Source organism: Kitasatospora sp. NPDC127121, assembly GCF_042677305.1.
GTDB lineage: Bacteria > Actinomycetota > Actinomycetes > Streptomycetales > Streptomycetaceae > Kitasatospora.
In genome coordinates this window covers 282,392-298,109 of the sequence record NZ_JBHXTQ010000001.1, presented here as the reverse complement: position 1 = coordinate 298,109, position 15,718 = coordinate 282,392, and the positions used below count along the sequence as shown (strand labels likewise).

Sequence of the window (15,718 nt, the reverse complement as noted above, 5' to 3'; positions counted from 1 at the left end):
CGGACCGTCCGGCGTCCGTTGCCGGAGGGGACGTACGCTCAGTCGCCGAGGATCCGCTCCCACAGCAGCCCGTCCCGCCAGCTGCCGTCGAGGAAGATCGAGGAGTGCGCGACGCCGTACGGACTGAACCCGTGGCGGCGCAGCACCCGGTGCGACGCCACATTCTCCAGGCTGGTGGACGCCTCGGCGCGGTGCAGCCCGAGTTCGTCCGTCATCACCCGGAGCGCGAGTTCGACGGCACGCCCGGCGTGCCCCTGATTCTGGGCGACACTGGCGATCCAGTATCCGACGGAGCCGCGGCGCAGGTGCGGCTGCGGTAGGATGCCCGCGACGGTGATCTGCCCGATCACCTGGTCGTCGGCGAGCACGACGCCCGGCCAGACCGTGCCGGCCCGGTAACCGGCCAACAGCCCGTCGATCCGCTCCGCCTGGCCCTCCGGGGTGAAGAACTCGGCCGGCTGGGCCGGTTCCCACGGCCGGAAGGCCTCGACGTCCCGCACCCGATGCGCGGCTATCGGGGCGGCGTCGGCGGTCTCGATCAGACGGATACCGGTACGGCTGCGCATGGGCTGGTCCTTGTCACGGTGGGCCGGATGAGACGGCAGCCTATGCGAGCGCGCCCACGCCACGGCGCCCTGTTCCGCTTTTCCACGTGCGTGTCCATCAGCAGCGGGGCGGAGCCGCCGAAGCAGACGGAGTCGCCGGCTCCGACGTGGAGACGGTGCCGGCGGAGCAGACCTGCTGGACCGACGACAACGGCTGGGCGAGGGGTCGGCTTCAGCGGCGTGATCGGGCCGCGGCCATCGGATCAGCCTCCGGCCGCGGCCCTGCGGGCGACGTCCGCCCGCAGGGCGGCCAGCTCCGCTCGGAGGGCAAGGAGTTCTCCACCGCGACGACAGACGGCACCGAGACCCGCCCGGGCCGCGAGAGGCCAGAGCCTGCACACCGCCATCCCGCCACAACTCATGCCACTGGTACGCCGACTTCGGGCTCACCCGCCAGACGCCGTGCCACTTCCGACGGCTTGATCCTCTGCTCGAACAACTCGGCCGCCCGCATCCCCACCGACTCCTGGCGCAGCCGCCCCTCAGCGCCCAGCCCGCCCCCATCTGCATATCTCACACATCGCCGAACACAGCCACCACACCAAGCCCATCAGGGACTTCAGGAAAGCTCACCCTGGCGAGCCGAAGTCAGTAACGAGCCCTTCGTTCACACCGTCACAATGACACCCTGTTCGACGGGCGGAAGCGTACGTGCATGAGGGGACTCCCGTGCTGGGGCCGAAGGGGGCATCGATGGGAGCCCGGGGACCCTGCGTTGCGTGGCTTTCCGTGACTCCCGATCACCCGGTACCTGGCCCCCTGCGCAGTCCCCACGGGGCCGTGCGACGCTTCACCCGGAGGCCGGAGGATGTCCGAGTCTTCAGGCCGGGGAGGAATCCGGTTTTCCGTATGGCGGGTCAGGGGCGGCCGTTTTGCTGCCAGGCGGATCGGTGTCTACCAATCCGAGTGCGAACACTTTTTTGTCAGACCGTCAGGCTAGGGTGCCGGGCATGGAGATCACAGCGCAGAACACCGGCCCGGCATTCGGCCTCCGTCCCGTGACGGACAGCCGCCGACCGCACTCTGCACGGTGATCGTCAAATACTCACACGCGAGATTCAGGGGCAAGAACATGTCACGGACCGAACTCCACCGACGACGTGCCGTCATCGGGCTCATCGCCGGCGCGACGCTGATATCCCTCGCCGGATGTGGATCGTCGAGCCCGGCCAAGAGCGCCACCGCACCTGGGGCCGCGGTCTCGACGTCCGCGGGTGCGGCGCCGGCTGACGCGGCAGCGCCCCCAGCGGCGGGCGCCCCCGCCAGCGCGCCGGGGAAGGCCGGCAAGGGCAGCGCCGACGTGACCTTCAGCGGCGTGGAGTCCGGCTCCATCAAGGCCACCGACAGCACCTGCACCGTCATCAAGGGTGAGCTGACGTCCTTCCAGGCGCCGTCGGACCAGAACGCCGGCGGTCCGAGCGTCGCCGGCGTCGAGTCGGGCACCGGCTGGATGATGCCGGTCAGCACGGCCGCCCACGTCGGCGGCTACGTGAAGAACAACGCGACCGGCGTCAAGGCGACCAAGACCGGCGATGGTTGGACGGTCACGCTCACGGACACGGAGGTGGCCGCCACCTACGACCTCGGTCAAACGGTCACGCTCAACGGAACGATCATCTGCGGCACGGTCGTCAGCGCCGGCTGACCGGCCGCAGAATGGGACCTTGTGCCGAACGCCGGGGGGAGCCACCAGACCGGAGGCTCCCCCCGGCCATAACTCGACCGAGCGTGCGGGCGCATCCCCGGATGCGGCCGCCGGACGACCCCTCACGTACCTCTTTGGTGTCCTAAGGTGTCGATCTCGTAAGCCTGTTGAAGGATGGACGGGTCCTCATCCGGAGTGATGATCCCCCGGTGGCGGCGCTGACAGGCTGACTCGTGGCGAACTCCTGTTCGCCCGAGTGAAGGGAAGCTCCATGTCTCGTCGTCTGACCAGTGCCCTGATCGCAGCCTTCTGTCTGGCGGTGTCCGCGTCACCCGCCTCCGCCGCTGCGGCGGGAGCCGAGGACTCCGCAGCTTCGTCGGCCCGCCTGCGTGGCGGTCCGCTGCAACTCGCCCTCAACGGGCTGACCGACGCCAAGGCGGTGTCCGCGATCGCCGAGGTGCGTGACGGCGACCAGCGGTGGCGCGGTGCCACGGGGGTGACCGACCTGGTCGGTCAGGCGCCCGTCCGTGGTGACGGCCGGTTCCGGATCGGCAGCGTCACCAAGACCTTCGTCGCCACCACGGTGCTGCAACTGGTCGGCGAGCACCGGCTCGGCCTGGAGGACTCGGTGTCGAGCCACCTGCCGGGGCTGGTCCCCAACGGGCAGAACATCACCGTCCGCCAGCTGCTCAACCAGCGCACGGGCCTGTTCGACGCCACCAACGAGGGCACCGACGTCTTTCCCAACCTCAACGACCCGGCCGTCTTCCGGACGTGGCTGGCCCAGGGCGGGTTGAACCGTACGTTCACCGCGCGCCAGTTGGTGACCGCATCCGTCTCCCACGCGCCGAACTTCGAGCCTGGAACCCAATGGGGCTACTCCAACACCAACTTCAACATCCTCGGCCTGATCATCGAGCAGGTCACCGGGCACCCCTACGGACAGGAGGTCGGTCAGCGCATCCTGCGACCGCTCGGGATGACGAAGACCACGGTCCCCGGCCGCTCCACCACGATCCCCGGCCCGCACGCCCACAGTTACTGGACCACCGTGGACGGCGCCGGCACCGGGAACGTCAAGAAGACCGACTTCGACGTCACCGACCAGAACCCGTCCTGGGCGGGCGCCGCCGGAGAGATCATCTCCACCACCGATGACCTGGTCCGGTTCGAGCAGGCCGTGCTGAAGGGGAAGTTGCTGCGTCCGGCGGAGCAGCGCGAGATGACCACGATGCTCCAGACAGTGCCGGGCTCGCACGACGTCGACTACGGGATGGGGCTGGCGCAGGCGACGCTCTCCTGCACCACCGTGCTGGGCCACAACGGCGGCACCTTCGGCTTCTCCACCCAGCTGTGGGGCACCGCCGACCGCCAGGTCGCGCTCTCCTACACCCCGCGGGGCGATGATGCCGAGCAGACGGCGCAGAACGAGGCGAGTATCAAGTTCCTCGACACCGTCTTCTGCGGCACCCGCTGAACCTCCGCCGGGGGCGGGTCGGGCGTGTCGACGACCTGTTCCCGGGTCTTCGTCAATTACCACTGCGGTAAGCACATTTGGATGGCGCGAGCGCAACAGCGAGCCGGGCACCCCCGCGGCGAACCTCTACGCCGTCCTCGTCGCCGGACATAACGAAAGCCCCAGGGGGGCGCGCGGGCGGCGGGTGCGGACGGTGTTCGTGTGGATAGCGCGGCGACGCGCCGGAGGTTCACTCCCACGAGTGATTGTAACGCTGTGCGCATTAACGGACACTCTAAGTATTCGGGGAGCCCATGGGGGCTCTCCCGGCGCGAGGGGAGCCGTCATGGCCGCAGCCGAATCTTCCTCCATCGAGGTGCCGCGGATCGCGAGCAGTTCGCAGCCCGCCGACCGGGACCAGGGCCTCGCGGCGATCGGCGGCAACGTCGGCGCCGTGTGGCGGGGGTGGTGGACGTGGACCCCGGGGAACGGGACGTTCAACCTCCAGATCGCCTGGAACGTCATCGGGATCAACTCGACGGTCGTCATCACGGCCTCCGAGATCGACGGAAACAGCGGGAACCGGTTCGTCGGTGCGGCGCCCTTCCAGGTGTCGAGCATCGCCCCCGGCAACGGACTGGTGACGTTCAAGATCAACATCGGCTGGAACAGCCCGCTGCCGATGCGCACCGACGTCCTGGTCTTCAACTGAGCATCGCTCTTCGGTCGGCACGGTCGCGCAGCTTGGCGACCGTGCCGATCCGGTGACGACCGGCATGGCCCGCCCCGTGGCGGTTCCGGGTTCGCCCGAACCGCCGCGGGGCGCCCGTTTTCCCGGGAGGAGCCGGCTCCATCGCGATCGCACCGGGCATCCCCGCCGGTGGCGCAGGTGCTGCGCACTGTGAATCACCGTGAACTCCTATGAACGGTTGGATAATTCGCCGCCCGCCGCGTTGACGGCCCCCATGTCGCGGATAGAACACTGAGCACATAAGTGATTCCGCACATAGGGGGCTCGATGCAGTTCGAGTACGTCCTGCTCGCCCTGCTGGCCGGCCGGCCGTTCAGCGGGTACGACCTGCGCAAGTGGGTCGAGACGGAGGGTCAGTTCCTCCGTTCGCGGGCCCACCACAGCCAGATCTACCGCCTGTTGGGGCGGATGGTGGCGGACGGCTGGGTGGCGTTCGAGGTCGATCCGCGCGAGGGGCGTCCCGACGCGAAGGTGTACCGGCTCACGCCCGTGGGGCGGGAGGCGCTGATGGAGTGGGTGCGCTCCCCGTACGAGCCGCCCAGCCGGTTCCAGGACGCGGACTTCCTCTCCCGCTTCGCCTTCGCCGCGGTCCTGGACCGCGAGGCGGCGATCCGGCTGATCCGCACCGAACTGGACCACCGGCGCGAGCAGATCGCCCGCAACCGGCCCCGCGACCGCACGGTCCGCTTCGAGGACCCGCTGCCCGAGCTGGACCAGGAACTGGCCCGCGAGGTCTACGAGGAACTGCACCAGTACGGCGCCGGCGCGATGGACGCGTGGGTGGCCTGGCTGGAGCGCATGCTCCGGCGTCTCGAACAGTGGCAGCCGGGGCACAAGACGCCACCGGCCGGAGAGGGGAGCGCCGCATGAAGGCGATCATGGTGATGTTCGACAGCCTCAACCGGCACATGCTGCCGCCCTACGGCGGGGACTGGACGCACGCGCCGAACTTCGCGCGGCTGGCCCAGCGGTCCGTCACCTTCGACCACGCCTACGCGGGGTCGATGCCGTGCATGCCGGCCCGCCGCGAGATCCACACCGGCCGGTACAACTTCCTGCACCGCAGCTGGGGCCCGCTGGAGCCGTTCGACGACTCCATGCCCGAACTCCTCAAGCAGAACGGGGTGTACACCCACCTGGTCAGCGACCACCCGCACTACTGGGAGGACGGCGGCGCCACCTACCACGGCCGGTACAACACCTGGGAGTTCTTCCGCGGCCAGGAGGGCGACCCGTGGAAGGGCCAGGTGGCCGACCCGGAGATTCCCGAGGACCTGAAGAAGCTCCGGTTCGAGTCCTACCGGCAGGACTGGGTGAACCGCCCGCACCTGGCGACCGAGGACCGCCACCCGCAGACGCTGACCTTCGACGCGGGCCTGGAGTTCGTCCGCACCAACCGGGACGCGGACCGGTGGTTCGTGCAGATCGAGACCTTCGACCCGCACGAGCCGTTCTTCAGCCACCAGCGGTTCAAGGACCTCTACCCGCACGACTACGAAGGCCCGCACTTCGACTGGCCCGACTACAAGCGCGTGGTGGAGACCCCCGGCCAGGTCGAGCACGCCCGGCTGGAGTACGCGGCGCTGCTGTCGATGTGCGACCACTCCCTCGGGCGGGTGCTGGACCTGATGGACGAGCAGGACCTGTGGGACGACACCCTGCTGATCGTCAACACCGACCACGGCCTGCTGCTGGGGGAGAAGGGCTGGTGGGGCAAGACCGTCCAGCCCTGGTACAACGAACTGGTCCACCTGCCGCTGTTCGTGTGGGACCCGCGGGCCGGCAGGGCCGGGGAACGGCGCCGGGCCCTGGTGCAGACGATCGACCTCGCACCGACGCTGCTGGAGTACTTCGGCATCGAGCGCCCCGCGGACGTGCAGGGCCGCCCGTTGCCGGTGGCCGAGGACACCCCGGTGCGGGAGGCGGCCCTGTTCGGAATCCACGGCGGCCACGTCAACGTCACCGACGGCCGCTACGTCTACATGCGCGCCCCGGCCACGGCGCACAACGCGCCGCTGCTGGAGCACACGCTGATGCCCACCCACATGCGCGGGCGGTTCTCCCCGGCCGAGCTGGCGGATCTTGAGCTGGCGGAGCCGTTCACCTTCACCAAGGGCGTGCGCACCCTGCGCGTCCCCGGCCGCACCTTCATCAACCCCTATCAGCACGGCACCCTGCTGTTCGACCTGGAGGGCGACCCCGAGCAGCGCACCCCCCTCGTCGACGACACGGCCGAGCTGCGGATGGCGACCCTGCTGGTGGAGCTGATGCGCGCGGGCGACGCGCCGCCGAGCCAGTACGAGCGCCTCGGCCTGCCCGCCGAGGGCCCGGTCGGCGCGGAGCACCTGCTGGTCCGCGCCCAGCGCGAGCAGGCCGACCGGACCGCCGAGCCGCTGCCCCGCCCGGAGGACTACCCCTCGGGACGATTCTCGCTGCGGACCCCGGTGTTCGCCCTGATCTCCGACCCGGTCGCCGTGGAGGTGATGCGCAGGCACCTGCCCGGCATCGTCGACTCCGAGTTCCTGCAGTTCCTCGGCCCGACGCCGCTGATCGACGTCGCCGCCCTGGCCGGCGGCCTCACCGACGTGTCGGCCCTGCGCCGGGTGGCCGAGGAACTCGCTGCTCTCTGACCAGCCGGCGCACGATCCCGCCGGCGCACGACCCAGCCGGCGCACCACGTACCGGTGACGGGGTTGCAGCCCCGTCACCGGCGAGCACGCCCCCTTCCCCCGCACTGCCCCTGTGACGAACGATGCGAAGAGCGGAGTCGCGCATGTCCGACCTTATCGAGGGCACCTCCGGGCCCGCCACGAGGACCGGCCCACCCCCGGTCAGAGGCCGGTGGGCCCAGCTCTCGGTCCTCGGCGGCGCCATGCTGGTCGACGGCACCGAGGCCGGCCTGGTCACCGGCCTGTTCCCGGTCATCAGGAACGCGCTGGGCCTCACCCTCGGCTCGCTCGGCGTCCTGACCGCCGCCGGCAAGCTGATCGGCGTGCTCGCGGCCCCCCTGTGGGTGTGGGCGGCACGCCGCTGGTCGCGCAAGAGCGTCCTGGTCCTGTCCACCGGCCTGTGGGGGGTGTGGGGCGTGGCCGCCGGCTTCTCCCGGAACTTCACCGAGCTGCTGGTCTTCCTCACGGTCCTCGCCGCCGGCTACGCGGCCGCCCAGCCGCTGGTCTCCGAGATCATCGGCGACCTGTTCGACCCGGCGTCGCGCGGCCGCGCCGTCGGCGCCCTCTACGGTGCGCTCGCACTGGCCGGCTCGGTGCTCGGCCCGCTCATCGGGCAACTGGCGGGAGTCCACGACGGCTGGCGCTGGGGGCTGTGGGGCGTCGGCGTCCTGAACATCCTCTTCGGCGTGGTGCTGCTGCTCTGCTTCCGCGACCCCGGCCGCGGCGCGGCCGAGCGGCAACTCGCCGACCTCGACCGGGCCACCCGCGAGTCCCGGACGAAGGTCGACCTGGCCACCGTCGTCTCGCTGTTCAAGATCCCCAGCTTCGCGATCCTCCTGGTGTCGCGGCTGCTCTCGGGACACCTGCTGCTCTCCTCGTTCGCCGTCGTCTACCTGGTGGACGTGTTCGGCTTCACCACCCAGCGAGCCGCCGTCGTCCTGATGCCGCTGGGCATCGGATACCTGCTGGGCACCCTGCTGGGCGGCTTCCTCGCCGACTGGGCCACCCGCCGCAGCCCCCGCCACGGGCTTCCCGGCGCGCTCCAGGGCGCCCAGGTCGCCTTCGCCGTCCTCGCCTTCCTGGGCACCCAGGTCCACTACCGCGGCATCGGCGCGTACGCCCTGCTCTTCTGCCTGATGGGTGTCGCCCAGGGCGTCAATCCCAGCCTCAACCGGCCGATGGTCATGGCGGTCACCCCGCCGGAGCTGCGGGCCACCGCCTTCACGATCTACGTCTCGGTCTTCGAAGCCCTCGCGTGGGCCGCCTTCGGCCTGGGCGCCGGCTTCCTCGGCCAGGCGGTCGGACTCCGCCCGGTGTTCCTGGCGGTTCTGGTGGTCCTCATGCTCGTCAACGGCGCCTTCCTGACGCTCCTCCACCTGCCCTACGCGAAAGACGTGGAGCGGGTGCAGCGGGAGCTCGACCTCAGGCGCCGGGCAGCCCTGGCCTGACCCCGGCCCGCCTTGCACGGCCGGCTGAACCCAGTCCCGGCTGAACCCACTCCCGGAGGAACCCGTGAACCTGCCCTCGGCGCCCTGCTGCACGCCCTCGCGAGGCCCCGGCGCGATCCGCCCGCTCCACCTCGCGGCCCCGCGTCCCGCCGGGCCCGCGGACGGCATGGTCCTCCTGCCCGGCGGCGAGTTCCTGATGGGCACCGACGACTCCGAAGGCTTCCCCGACGACGGCGAAGGCCCCGTGCGGCAGGTCCGGCTGGACCCGTTCCTCATCGACGCCCGCGCCGTCACCAACGAGCAGTTCACCGTGTTCGCCGCCGACACCGGCTACCGCACGGACGCCGAACGCCTGGGCTGGTCCTACGTCTTCGCCGGCTTCCTCCCGGCCGCCGTGCGGCGCACCGCCGCGCGGGTGGAGCGGACCCCCTGGTGGTGCGCGGTCACCGGAGCCGCCTGGGACCGGCCCGAGGGCGCGGGCAGCACGGTCGCCGACCGCGGCGACCACCCCGTCGTCCACGTCTCCTGGAACGACGCGCACGCCTACGCCTCCTGGGCCGGCAAGCGCCTGCCCACCGAGGCGGAGTGGGAGTACGCGGCCTGCGGCGGACTCGAACAGGCCCGGTACCCGTGGGGCGACGAACTCGATCCCGACGGCACCCACCGCTGCAACATCTGGCGCGGCACCTTCCCGGCGAAGAACACGGCCGCGGACGGCCACCGCGCCACCGCCCCCGCCGACTCCTTCGCGCCGAACGGCTTCGGCCTGTACAACATGTCCGGCAACGTGTGGGAGTGGTGCGCCGACTGGTGGACCACCGACCATCCCGCATCCCCCACCCCGGCCAACCCCACCGGCCCCGCCACCGGAACCGCCAAGGTCATCCGCGGCGGCTCCCACCTGTGCCACAAGTCCTACTGCAACCGCTACCGCGTCGCCGCCCGCAGCTCCAACACCCCCGACAGCTCCAGCGGCCACGCCGGCTTCCGCTGCGCCCGCGACGCCGAACGGCCCGCCGGGCACTGACTCGGCGGCGTCCGGCCCCTCCGTTCAGCCGGGCTCGCCGATCACCAACCCGCTGTCCCGACCTCCGGGCGGGCCGTCAGTCCTGAGGGGCGGGCGGCAGGTGGAAGCCGACCTCGGCGCCGCCGGAGGGGGCGGCGGTGGCGAAGACGGTGCCGTGGTCGGCGGCGACGAGGTCGTGGACGATGGCCAGGCCCAGCCCCGAGCCCGGGGTCGACTGGGTGGCGGCGGCGCGGTGGAAGCGCTCGAAGACGGCCTGCCGGTCGCCGGGGGCGATGCCGGGCCCGTGGTCGCGCACGGCGAGGCGGGTGCCGGTGACGTGGACCTCCACCGGGGTGCCGTCCGGGCTGAACTTGACGGCGTTGCCGACCAGGTTGTCCACGCAGCGCTGCAGCGCGCGCGGGCGGGCCTGCACCGGCACGGGCCGTTCGGCGGTGACGGTGATCTCGCGGCCGGTGCGGCGCCGGAAGCGCCGGGCGCTGTCCTCGGCGGCGGCCGTCAGGTCCACCGGCTCCGGGTCCTCCACGGTCTGCTGGTCGGTGGCCAACTCGACCAGCTCGCGGACGAGTTCGTCGAGTGCGACGGTTTCGGTGACCAGGGTGGCGAGGATCTGCTCCTCGTCCGCGGGGGCGAGCCGGCCGCGGGCGCGCTGGAGGAGTTCGGCGCAGCCGCGTACCGAGGTCAGCGGGGTGCGCAGCTCGTGGCTGGCGTCCTGGACCAGGCGCTGCTGCTGGTCGCGGGAGCGGCGCAGGGCGCCGACCATCGCCTCGAAGGCGCGGGTGAGGCGGCCGACTTCGTCGCGGCCGGCGGCGGGCAGCGGGGTGGCCAGGTCGCGGGTGGTGGTGATGTGTTCGGCGGCGCGGGCCAGGCGCCGCACCGGGCGCAGGATCCGGCCGAGGACGAGCCAGCTGAGCAGTGCGGAGGCGGCCGCGGCCGCGGCGCTGGTCCAGGTGATGCGGCGCAGGAACGCGTCGTCGACGGTCTGCGCCCCGGCGTAGGTCTGGCCGATCATCACCGCGCCCTGCCCGTCGGGGCGGGCCTTGGTGAGGATGCCGTAGGGGGTGCCGTCGACGGTGGCGTCCTCCTGGTGGGCGCCCTGCGCGGTACGGGCCACCTCCCGGGCCCGGTCCGAGACCGGCAGCGCCGGGCCGCCCGGGGCCCCCAGCGGCCGGGTGGTGCCGTCGGGCAGCAGCAGCTGTTCGACGGTGTCGGGCCGTGCGGGCGGGGGGCGGTCGAGGTCCAGGGCGGCGAGCACGGTGTGGGCCCGGTCCTCCAGGCTCCGGTCGAGCTGGTCGGCGATCAGGGTGCTGACGCCGCGGTAGGCGGCGGTGACGGGTACGGCGATGGCCAGCAGGACGGAGGCGAGGACCACGAGGCCGATCCTGGTGCGCAGCATCAGGCGGTCCTGGCGGTGTAGCCGACGTTGCGCACGGTGTGGATCAGCCGGGGCGCGCCGCCGTCCTCGGTCTTGCGGCGCAGGTAGCCGATGTAGACGTCGAGTGAGCGCGAGTCGGTGTCGAAGTCGTAGCCCCAGATGCGTTCGTAGATCTGGTGGCGGGTCAGGACGGTGCCCTGGTTGCGCAGGAGCAGTTCCAGCAGGTCGAACTCGGTCTTGGTCAGGTCGAGCCGGCGCCCGCCGCGGTGGGCCTGGCGGGCGCCGGGGTCCAGGGCGAGGTCGTCGAGGCCGAGTTCGGCGCTCTCGCCGCCGAGCGGCTCGGTGCGGCGGAGCAGGGCGCGTATGCGGGCCAGGAGTTCCTCGGTGGCGAAGGGCTTGGCCAGGTAGTCGTCGGCGCCGGCGTCGAGCCCGGCGACCCGGTCGCCGAGCTGGTGGCGGGCGGTGAGGACCAGGATGGGCAGGCGGTCGCCGCGCCGGCGCAGCATCCGGCACAGCGCGAGGCCGTCGAGGCGGGGCATGACCACGTCCACCACGGCGAGGTCGGGGCGCCGGTGCTCCAGGAGCTCCAGGGCCTCCTGTCCGTCGGTGGTGGTGAGTACCCGGTAGCCCTCGAAGCGCAGCAGGTGGTCGAGGGTGTTGCGGACGCCGGGGTCGTCCTCGACGACCAGGACGGTGCGCCGGGCGGCGGTGGGATCTGTCATGGTGTCATCTTCGCTGGTGGCGGGCGTGGTCATGCCGGTCGGGGGCGGTCGGTCGGCGGGTCGGGCGGCCGGTCAGGGGGTCGGCAGGTCAGCGGGGGACCGGGACGACGGGGACCGGGGGGATGTGCGCGAGGCAGGAGGTGTCGCCGACCGCGCCGGTGCGGATGAAGTGGGTGGAGATGTCCACCGCGCAGCCGGTGGACTCCATCTCCGGGATGTGCCCGCTGTTGGGCACCGAGACGAAGGCGCTGCGGCGGAACTGGGCGGCGGAAAGACGGGAGTTGGCCTCGGGGGTGTTGGTGTCGAGGTCCCCGGAGAGCACCAGGACGGGCACGTCGGGCACGTTCTTCAGGTCGGTCGGCTGCGGGTCGGCGGTGCCGCGGCGCGGCCAGGACAGGCAGTTGTCGCCGCCGTCGGTCTGCCCCTCGGTCCAGCCCTTGACGCTGAACGCCCCGAAGTCGGCCGGGTCGGCGGCGGCCAGCGCGGCCCGGTACTGGCGGCGGCGCTCGGCGGGCGGGGCGGCCGGGTCCCAGGCGCGGGCGTAGTCGTTGCAGGTGACGGCCAGGAAGGAGGCCTGGTCCTCGGTGCCGGTGTGCTCGACCTCGGCGCGCACCAGGGCGGTCAGCGGTGCGTCGTCGCCCGTGGCGAGGGCGTGCAGGGCGGCCGGCAGCGCGCCGAGCAGACCGGGCTCCTCGGGGTGCAGGCCGATGCCTCGGGTGGCGGGTTCGTACATCAGGTCGGCGAGCTTGTCCTCGCTGAAGACCACGGTGCGCGGCCTGCCGCCGAGGGAGGCGGTCAGCACCAGCGGGCGGGTGCGCAGCCGCTCGGCGGTGGCGGCGAGGTCTCGGACGGCGCCTTCCGGGTCGCAGGCCCCGCTGCGCTCGCAGATCCGGCGCAGCGTCAGGGAGACCTGCTGGGCGCCGGGCCGGGCCAGGGAGTCGAAGGCGAGCGGGTAGGCGCCGGACAGCACCATCGACTCGACCCGCTGGGGGTGGCGGTCGGCGTAGACCGGCATCAGGTAGGTGCCGTACGACAGGCCGTACAGGACGAGCTTCGGGGCTCCCAACCGCGCGCGGGCGGCATCGAGGTCGTCGGCGGTGGCGGCGCTGGTGTAGCCGCGGGCGCGCGGGCCGAGTTCCCCGGCGCAGTCGGCGACGAGCTCGCGCTGGGCGGGGCGCGGGGCGAAGCGGTAGTCGGCTTCGGTGACGTCGCAGGGGAGCCGGCCGGAGCGGCCGGTGCCGCGCGGGTCCAGCAGGAGCAGGTCGTAGTCGTCCAGCACCCCCTGCAGTGCCCCGGCCACCTGGTCGGCGCGGTCGATGAGGGTCTCGCCGGGGCCGCCGGGGTTGAGCGCGATGGTGCCCCGGGCGGGGCCGGGGCGGCTGTGGCGCACCACCGCGTAGCTCACGCCGATGCCGCCCAGGCGCGGCTCGTCCGCCACCAGCGGGCGGCGCATGGTCGTGCAGTCGACCTGGTGCCCGGGGACGGTCGGGCACCACGCGGGCCGGCCCGCCGCCCCGGTGGAGGCGGCCTGCGCGGGCGAGGCGGTGGTGACCGGCAGCACTGCGGCCAGCACCGCCAGCGCGGCGGCGGCCAGCCCGCTCCGGCGGGCCGGCTCCTTCGCCCGGCTCGCGGTCGCGCCGGTCGTCTCCGTCGCCATGCCCGTCGCCATGCCCGCTCCCGTGTTCGTCGTCATCGTGGTGCCCTCCGTACGTCCTGCGCGTCCTGCGGTCGGTGTGGGCACGACCCTGCCGGGTGCCGGTCAGCGGTTCGGCAGAGCGACGACAAAGGCAGGTAAGAACTCCGGCCGGTCCCTCCGCCGGAACCATGCGACGCAGCGTCAAGATCCTTTCCTTGATGGAAACTTGACGAACACGAGTCGTCCCCAAGGCTTCTCTCTGTTCGAAAAATCGGTCTAACTAATAGCACCGGACGGGGCAGGGCCAGCACGCAGCAAGCGGCTGAAGCCCACGGACGCCGGTGCCTTCCCGCCGTCGGGAAAGCCGCTCACCTTGCCCGGCCACGGCATCGCCATGCCCGCGTCGGCGAACCGTCAGGTCGCGCAAGGAAAGAACTCGTGGTGTTCACGTGGGGGAGAGGGGCAAGTCAAGGATGACGAAGTCCGCAGGAGCGCGCAGATTCGCGCAGGTGGTGGCGCTGGTCACGGTGGTGGCAACCGCCGCGGCCTGCAGTGGCGGCGGTGGGGGCGGCGGCAGCGGCAACCCGGGGCCGGCCGGAGCGGCGGTGCAGGGGGGTGTGGTGCGGGTCGCCGAGGCGCCGTCCACCTTCCCGGACGCCATCTGGCCGTTCGACTCCCCGGCTCAGGTCAGCACGGTGAACACCAGTCAGTTCCAGGAGCTGTTCTACCGCCCCCTGTACTACTGGGGCCTGAACGACAAGGTCACCCTCGACCCGGAGGTGTCCCTCGGCGAGGCGCCCACCTGGAGCGCGGACGGCACGACCGTCACCGTCCAGGTCAAGCCGTGGAAGTGGTCCAACGGTGAGGACGTCAACGCCCAGGACGTGCTGTTCTGGATCAACATGGCCAAGGCCGAGTCGTCCAACAGCGGCTACTACACCCCGCCGAACCCGGCGATCGGCGCCAAGTACTTCCCGGACAACGTGGCTTCGGCGACCGCCTCGGGCCAGACCCTGACGCTGACCCTCAACACCCCGGTCAACCAGACCTGGTTCACCGACGACGAGCTCAGCCAGATCACCCCGATGCCGCTCGCCTGGGACCTCACCGGCCAGGGGCAGAAGGGCAGTTGCGCGAGCGACGCGTTCGGCTCGGACGCCGCCGCGAAGGACTGCGCGGCCGACTACGCCTACCTCAGCGCGCAGTCGACCAAGGGTGGCGACTTCGCGGGCAGCCCGCTGTGGTCGGTGGTCGACGGCCCGTGGAAGCTCAAGAACTACAACGGCACCTCCGGCGCGTACGGGATCGTGCCGAACACCGCCTACTCGGGCCCGCAGAAGCCGCACCTCGACGAGGTGGACTTCGTCCCCTACACCTCGGCCACCACCGAGTACGCGGACCTGAAGGCCGGCAGCGGCGGCGCCAACGCCATCGACGTCGGCTACCTGCCGGCCGAGAACTCCCCGACCTTCAACGCCAAGAACCCGGACGCGGGCAACCCGTTGAGCAGCGCGGGCTACTACATCCCGGCCCCGACCTACCTGGACGAGATCTCGTACTACCAGATCAACTTCGCCAACCCGGCCGTAGGGCCGCTGTTCAAGCAGCCCTACTTCACCAAGGCCGTCCAGGACACCGTGGACCAGCAGGGCATCATCAACGGCATCTGGAAGGGCTGGGGCTACCCGAGCACCGGCGCCGTGCCCAGCCTCCCGGCCGGCAACCCGCTCTCCCCCAAGAGCCAGTCCGAGCGCGCCACCTACGACCCGGCGGCCGCCAAACAGCTGCTGAGCAGCCACGGCTGGAACACCGACAGCGTCCCGGCCACCTGCACCGACCCGGGCACCGGCCCGAACCAGTGCGGCGCCGGCATCGCGGCGGGCACCAAGGCCGCGTTCACGCTCGACTACCCCTCCGGCCAGGCCGCGTTGGACACCATGGCGGCGGACATGCGCTCGGATGCGGCCAAGGCGGGCATCGGCATCACCATGGTCAGCCAGACCCAGAACACCATCGGCAACGAGGGCGTGGCCTGCAGCGACGCGCAGCCGGCCGGCTGCCAGTGGCAGGGCCTGCTCTACGGCGGCTGGGTCTACGCCCCCGACTACTACCCGACCGGCGACGCGCTGTTCGCCACCGGAGCCGGGCCGAACGTCTGGAGCTTCTCCGACCCGAAGCTGGACCAGCTGATCGTCAAGACCACGACCGGCAGCGACGTCAACGACCTGTACGCCTACGAGGACTACATCGCGGGCGTCCAGCCGGTCATCTACACCCCCAACACGCTCGCGATCAGCGAGGTCACCAAGAAGCTGCACCTCGACGCCGGTGACCCCTTCCAGGGCTACGAGCCGGAGTACTGGTACTACACGAAATGACGGCCATCC

The 15,718-nt window shown here is 71.7% G+C and carries 12 protein-coding genes; 8 read left to right on the top strand and 4 right to left on the bottom strand.

The features are described 5' to 3' along the window. Positions 1-38: 38 nt before the first annotated feature. Positions 39-566, bottom strand: coding sequence for a GNAT family N-acetyltransferase (locus ACFVHI_RS01150; protein WP_063351984.1), 528 nt, complete (start codon positions 564-566; stop codon positions 39-41). Positions 567-1,677: 1,111 nt separating this feature from the next. On the opposite strand from ACFVHI_RS01150, the gene ACFVHI_RS01145 reads away from it, so the two are divergent. The 7 genes from ACFVHI_RS01145 (at position 1,678) to ACFVHI_RS01115 (ending at position 9,601) form a co-directional block, all read left to right on the top strand. Further along, complete coding sequence (locus tag ACFVHI_RS01145; RefSeq protein WP_159398653.1) at positions 1,678-2,250, top strand: hypothetical protein; 573 nt, start codon at positions 1,678-1,680, stop codon at positions 2,248-2,250. Between the two features lie 271 nt (positions 2,251-2,521). Next, entirely contained in the window at positions 2,522-3,727 is a 1,206-nt protein-coding gene (locus tag ACFVHI_RS01140; RefSeq protein ID WP_380334469.1) for a serine hydrolase domain-containing protein, read from the top strand. Between the two features lie 325 nt (positions 3,728-4,052). Then, positions 4,053-4,418, top strand: coding sequence for a hypothetical protein (locus ACFVHI_RS01135; protein WP_380334466.1), 366 nt, complete (start codon positions 4,053-4,055; stop codon positions 4,416-4,418). A gap of 306 nt (positions 4,419-4,724) precedes the next feature. Then, a complete protein-coding gene (locus ACFVHI_RS01130) occupies positions 4,725-5,327 on the top strand; it encodes a PadR family transcriptional regulator (protein WP_063351980.1) in 603 nt (200 codons plus the stop codon). Further along, positions 5,324-7,087, top strand: a complete 1,764-nt coding sequence (locus ACFVHI_RS01125; RefSeq protein WP_380334463.1) for a sulfatase — start codon at positions 5,324-5,326, stop codon at positions 7,085-7,087. The genes ACFVHI_RS01130 and ACFVHI_RS01125 overlap by 4 nt, the downstream gene beginning before the upstream one ends. A gap of 143 nt (positions 7,088-7,230) precedes the next feature. Continuing rightward, on the top strand, positions 7,231-8,574 hold the full coding sequence (locus ACFVHI_RS01120; protein WP_380334460.1) for an MFS transporter: 1,344 nt from the start codon (positions 7,231-7,233) through the stop codon (positions 8,572-8,574). Between the two features lie 64 nt (positions 8,575-8,638). Then, positions 8,639-9,601 (top strand): formylglycine-generating enzyme family protein, encoded by a 963-nt coding sequence (locus tag ACFVHI_RS01115; protein ID WP_380334458.1) that lies wholly within the window; start codon positions 8,639-8,641, stop codon positions 9,599-9,601. Between the two features lie 76 nt (positions 9,602-9,677). Here the strand turns inward: ACFVHI_RS01115 and ACFVHI_RS01110 are convergent, their stop codons facing one another. From ACFVHI_RS01110 to ACFVHI_RS01100, 3 genes are all read right to left on the bottom strand, one after another. Then, positions 9,678-10,994 carry a sensor histidine kinase gene (locus tag ACFVHI_RS01110; RefSeq protein ID WP_380334455.1) on the bottom strand — a complete coding sequence of 439 codons (1,317 nt, stop codon included), beginning with the start codon at positions 10,992-10,994 and terminating at the stop codon, positions 9,678-9,680. After that, positions 10,994-11,695, bottom strand: a complete 702-nt coding sequence (locus ACFVHI_RS01105) for a response regulator transcription factor (protein WP_380334453.1) — start codon at positions 11,693-11,695, stop codon at positions 10,994-10,996. Before ACFVHI_RS01105 ends, ACFVHI_RS01110 begins: the two co-directional genes overlap by 1 nt. 88 nt (positions 11,696-11,783) lie before the next feature. Next, positions 11,784-13,388 carry an alpha/beta fold hydrolase gene (locus ACFVHI_RS01100; protein WP_380334450.1) on the bottom strand — a complete coding sequence of 535 codons (1,605 nt, stop codon included), beginning with the start codon at positions 13,386-13,388 and terminating at the stop codon, positions 11,784-11,786. A gap of 416 nt (positions 13,389-13,804) precedes the next feature. Here ACFVHI_RS01100 and ACFVHI_RS01095 point away from each other — a divergent pair, with 416 nt between their 5' ends. Continuing rightward, complete coding sequence (locus ACFVHI_RS01095) at positions 13,805-15,709, top strand: ABC transporter substrate-binding protein (protein WP_079136462.1); 1,905 nt, start codon at positions 13,805-13,807, stop codon at positions 15,707-15,709. The last annotated feature ends 9 nt before the right edge of the window (positions 15,710-15,718 follow it).

What these genes read in the sequence shown, in the direction of transcription:
- ACFVHI_RS01130 (WP_063351980.1), top strand. Translation starts at nt 4,725, where the DNA reads ATGCAGTTCGAGTACGTCCTGCTCGCCCTGCTGGCCGGCCGGCCGTTC.
- ACFVHI_RS01150 (WP_063351984.1), bottom strand. Translation starts at nt 566, where the DNA reads ATGCGCAGCCGTACCGGTATCCGTCTGATCGAGACCGCCGACGCCGCC.
- ACFVHI_RS01140 (WP_380334469.1), top strand. Translation starts at nt 2,522, where the DNA reads ATGTCTCGTCGTCTGACCAGTGCCCTGATCGCAGCCTTCTGTCTGGCG.
- ACFVHI_RS01120 (WP_380334460.1), top strand. Translation starts at nt 7,231, where the DNA reads ATGTCCGACCTTATCGAGGGCACCTCCGGGCCCGCCACGAGGACCGGC.
- ACFVHI_RS01135 (WP_380334466.1), top strand. Translation starts at nt 4,053, where the DNA reads ATGGCCGCAGCCGAATCTTCCTCCATCGAGGTGCCGCGGATCGCGAGC.
- ACFVHI_RS01110 (WP_380334455.1), bottom strand. Translation starts at nt 10,994, where the DNA reads ATGCTGCGCACCAGGATCGGCCTCGTGGTCCTCGCCTCCGTCCTGCTG.
- ACFVHI_RS01095 (WP_079136462.1), top strand. Translation starts at nt 13,805, where the DNA reads ATGACGAAGTCCGCAGGAGCGCGCAGATTCGCGCAGGTGGTGGCGCTG.
- ACFVHI_RS01145 (WP_159398653.1), top strand. Translation starts at nt 1,678, where the DNA reads ATGTCACGGACCGAACTCCACCGACGACGTGCCGTCATCGGGCTCATC.
- ACFVHI_RS01105 (WP_380334453.1), bottom strand. Translation starts at nt 11,695, where the DNA reads ATGACAGATCCCACCGCCGCCCGGCGCACCGTCCTGGTCGTCGAGGAC.
- ACFVHI_RS01125 (WP_380334463.1), top strand. Translation starts at nt 5,324, where the DNA reads ATGAAGGCGATCATGGTGATGTTCGACAGCCTCAACCGGCACATGCTG.
- ACFVHI_RS01100 (WP_380334450.1), bottom strand. Translation starts at nt 13,388, where the DNA reads ATGACGACGAACACGGGAGCGGGCATGGCGACGGGCATGGCGACGGAG.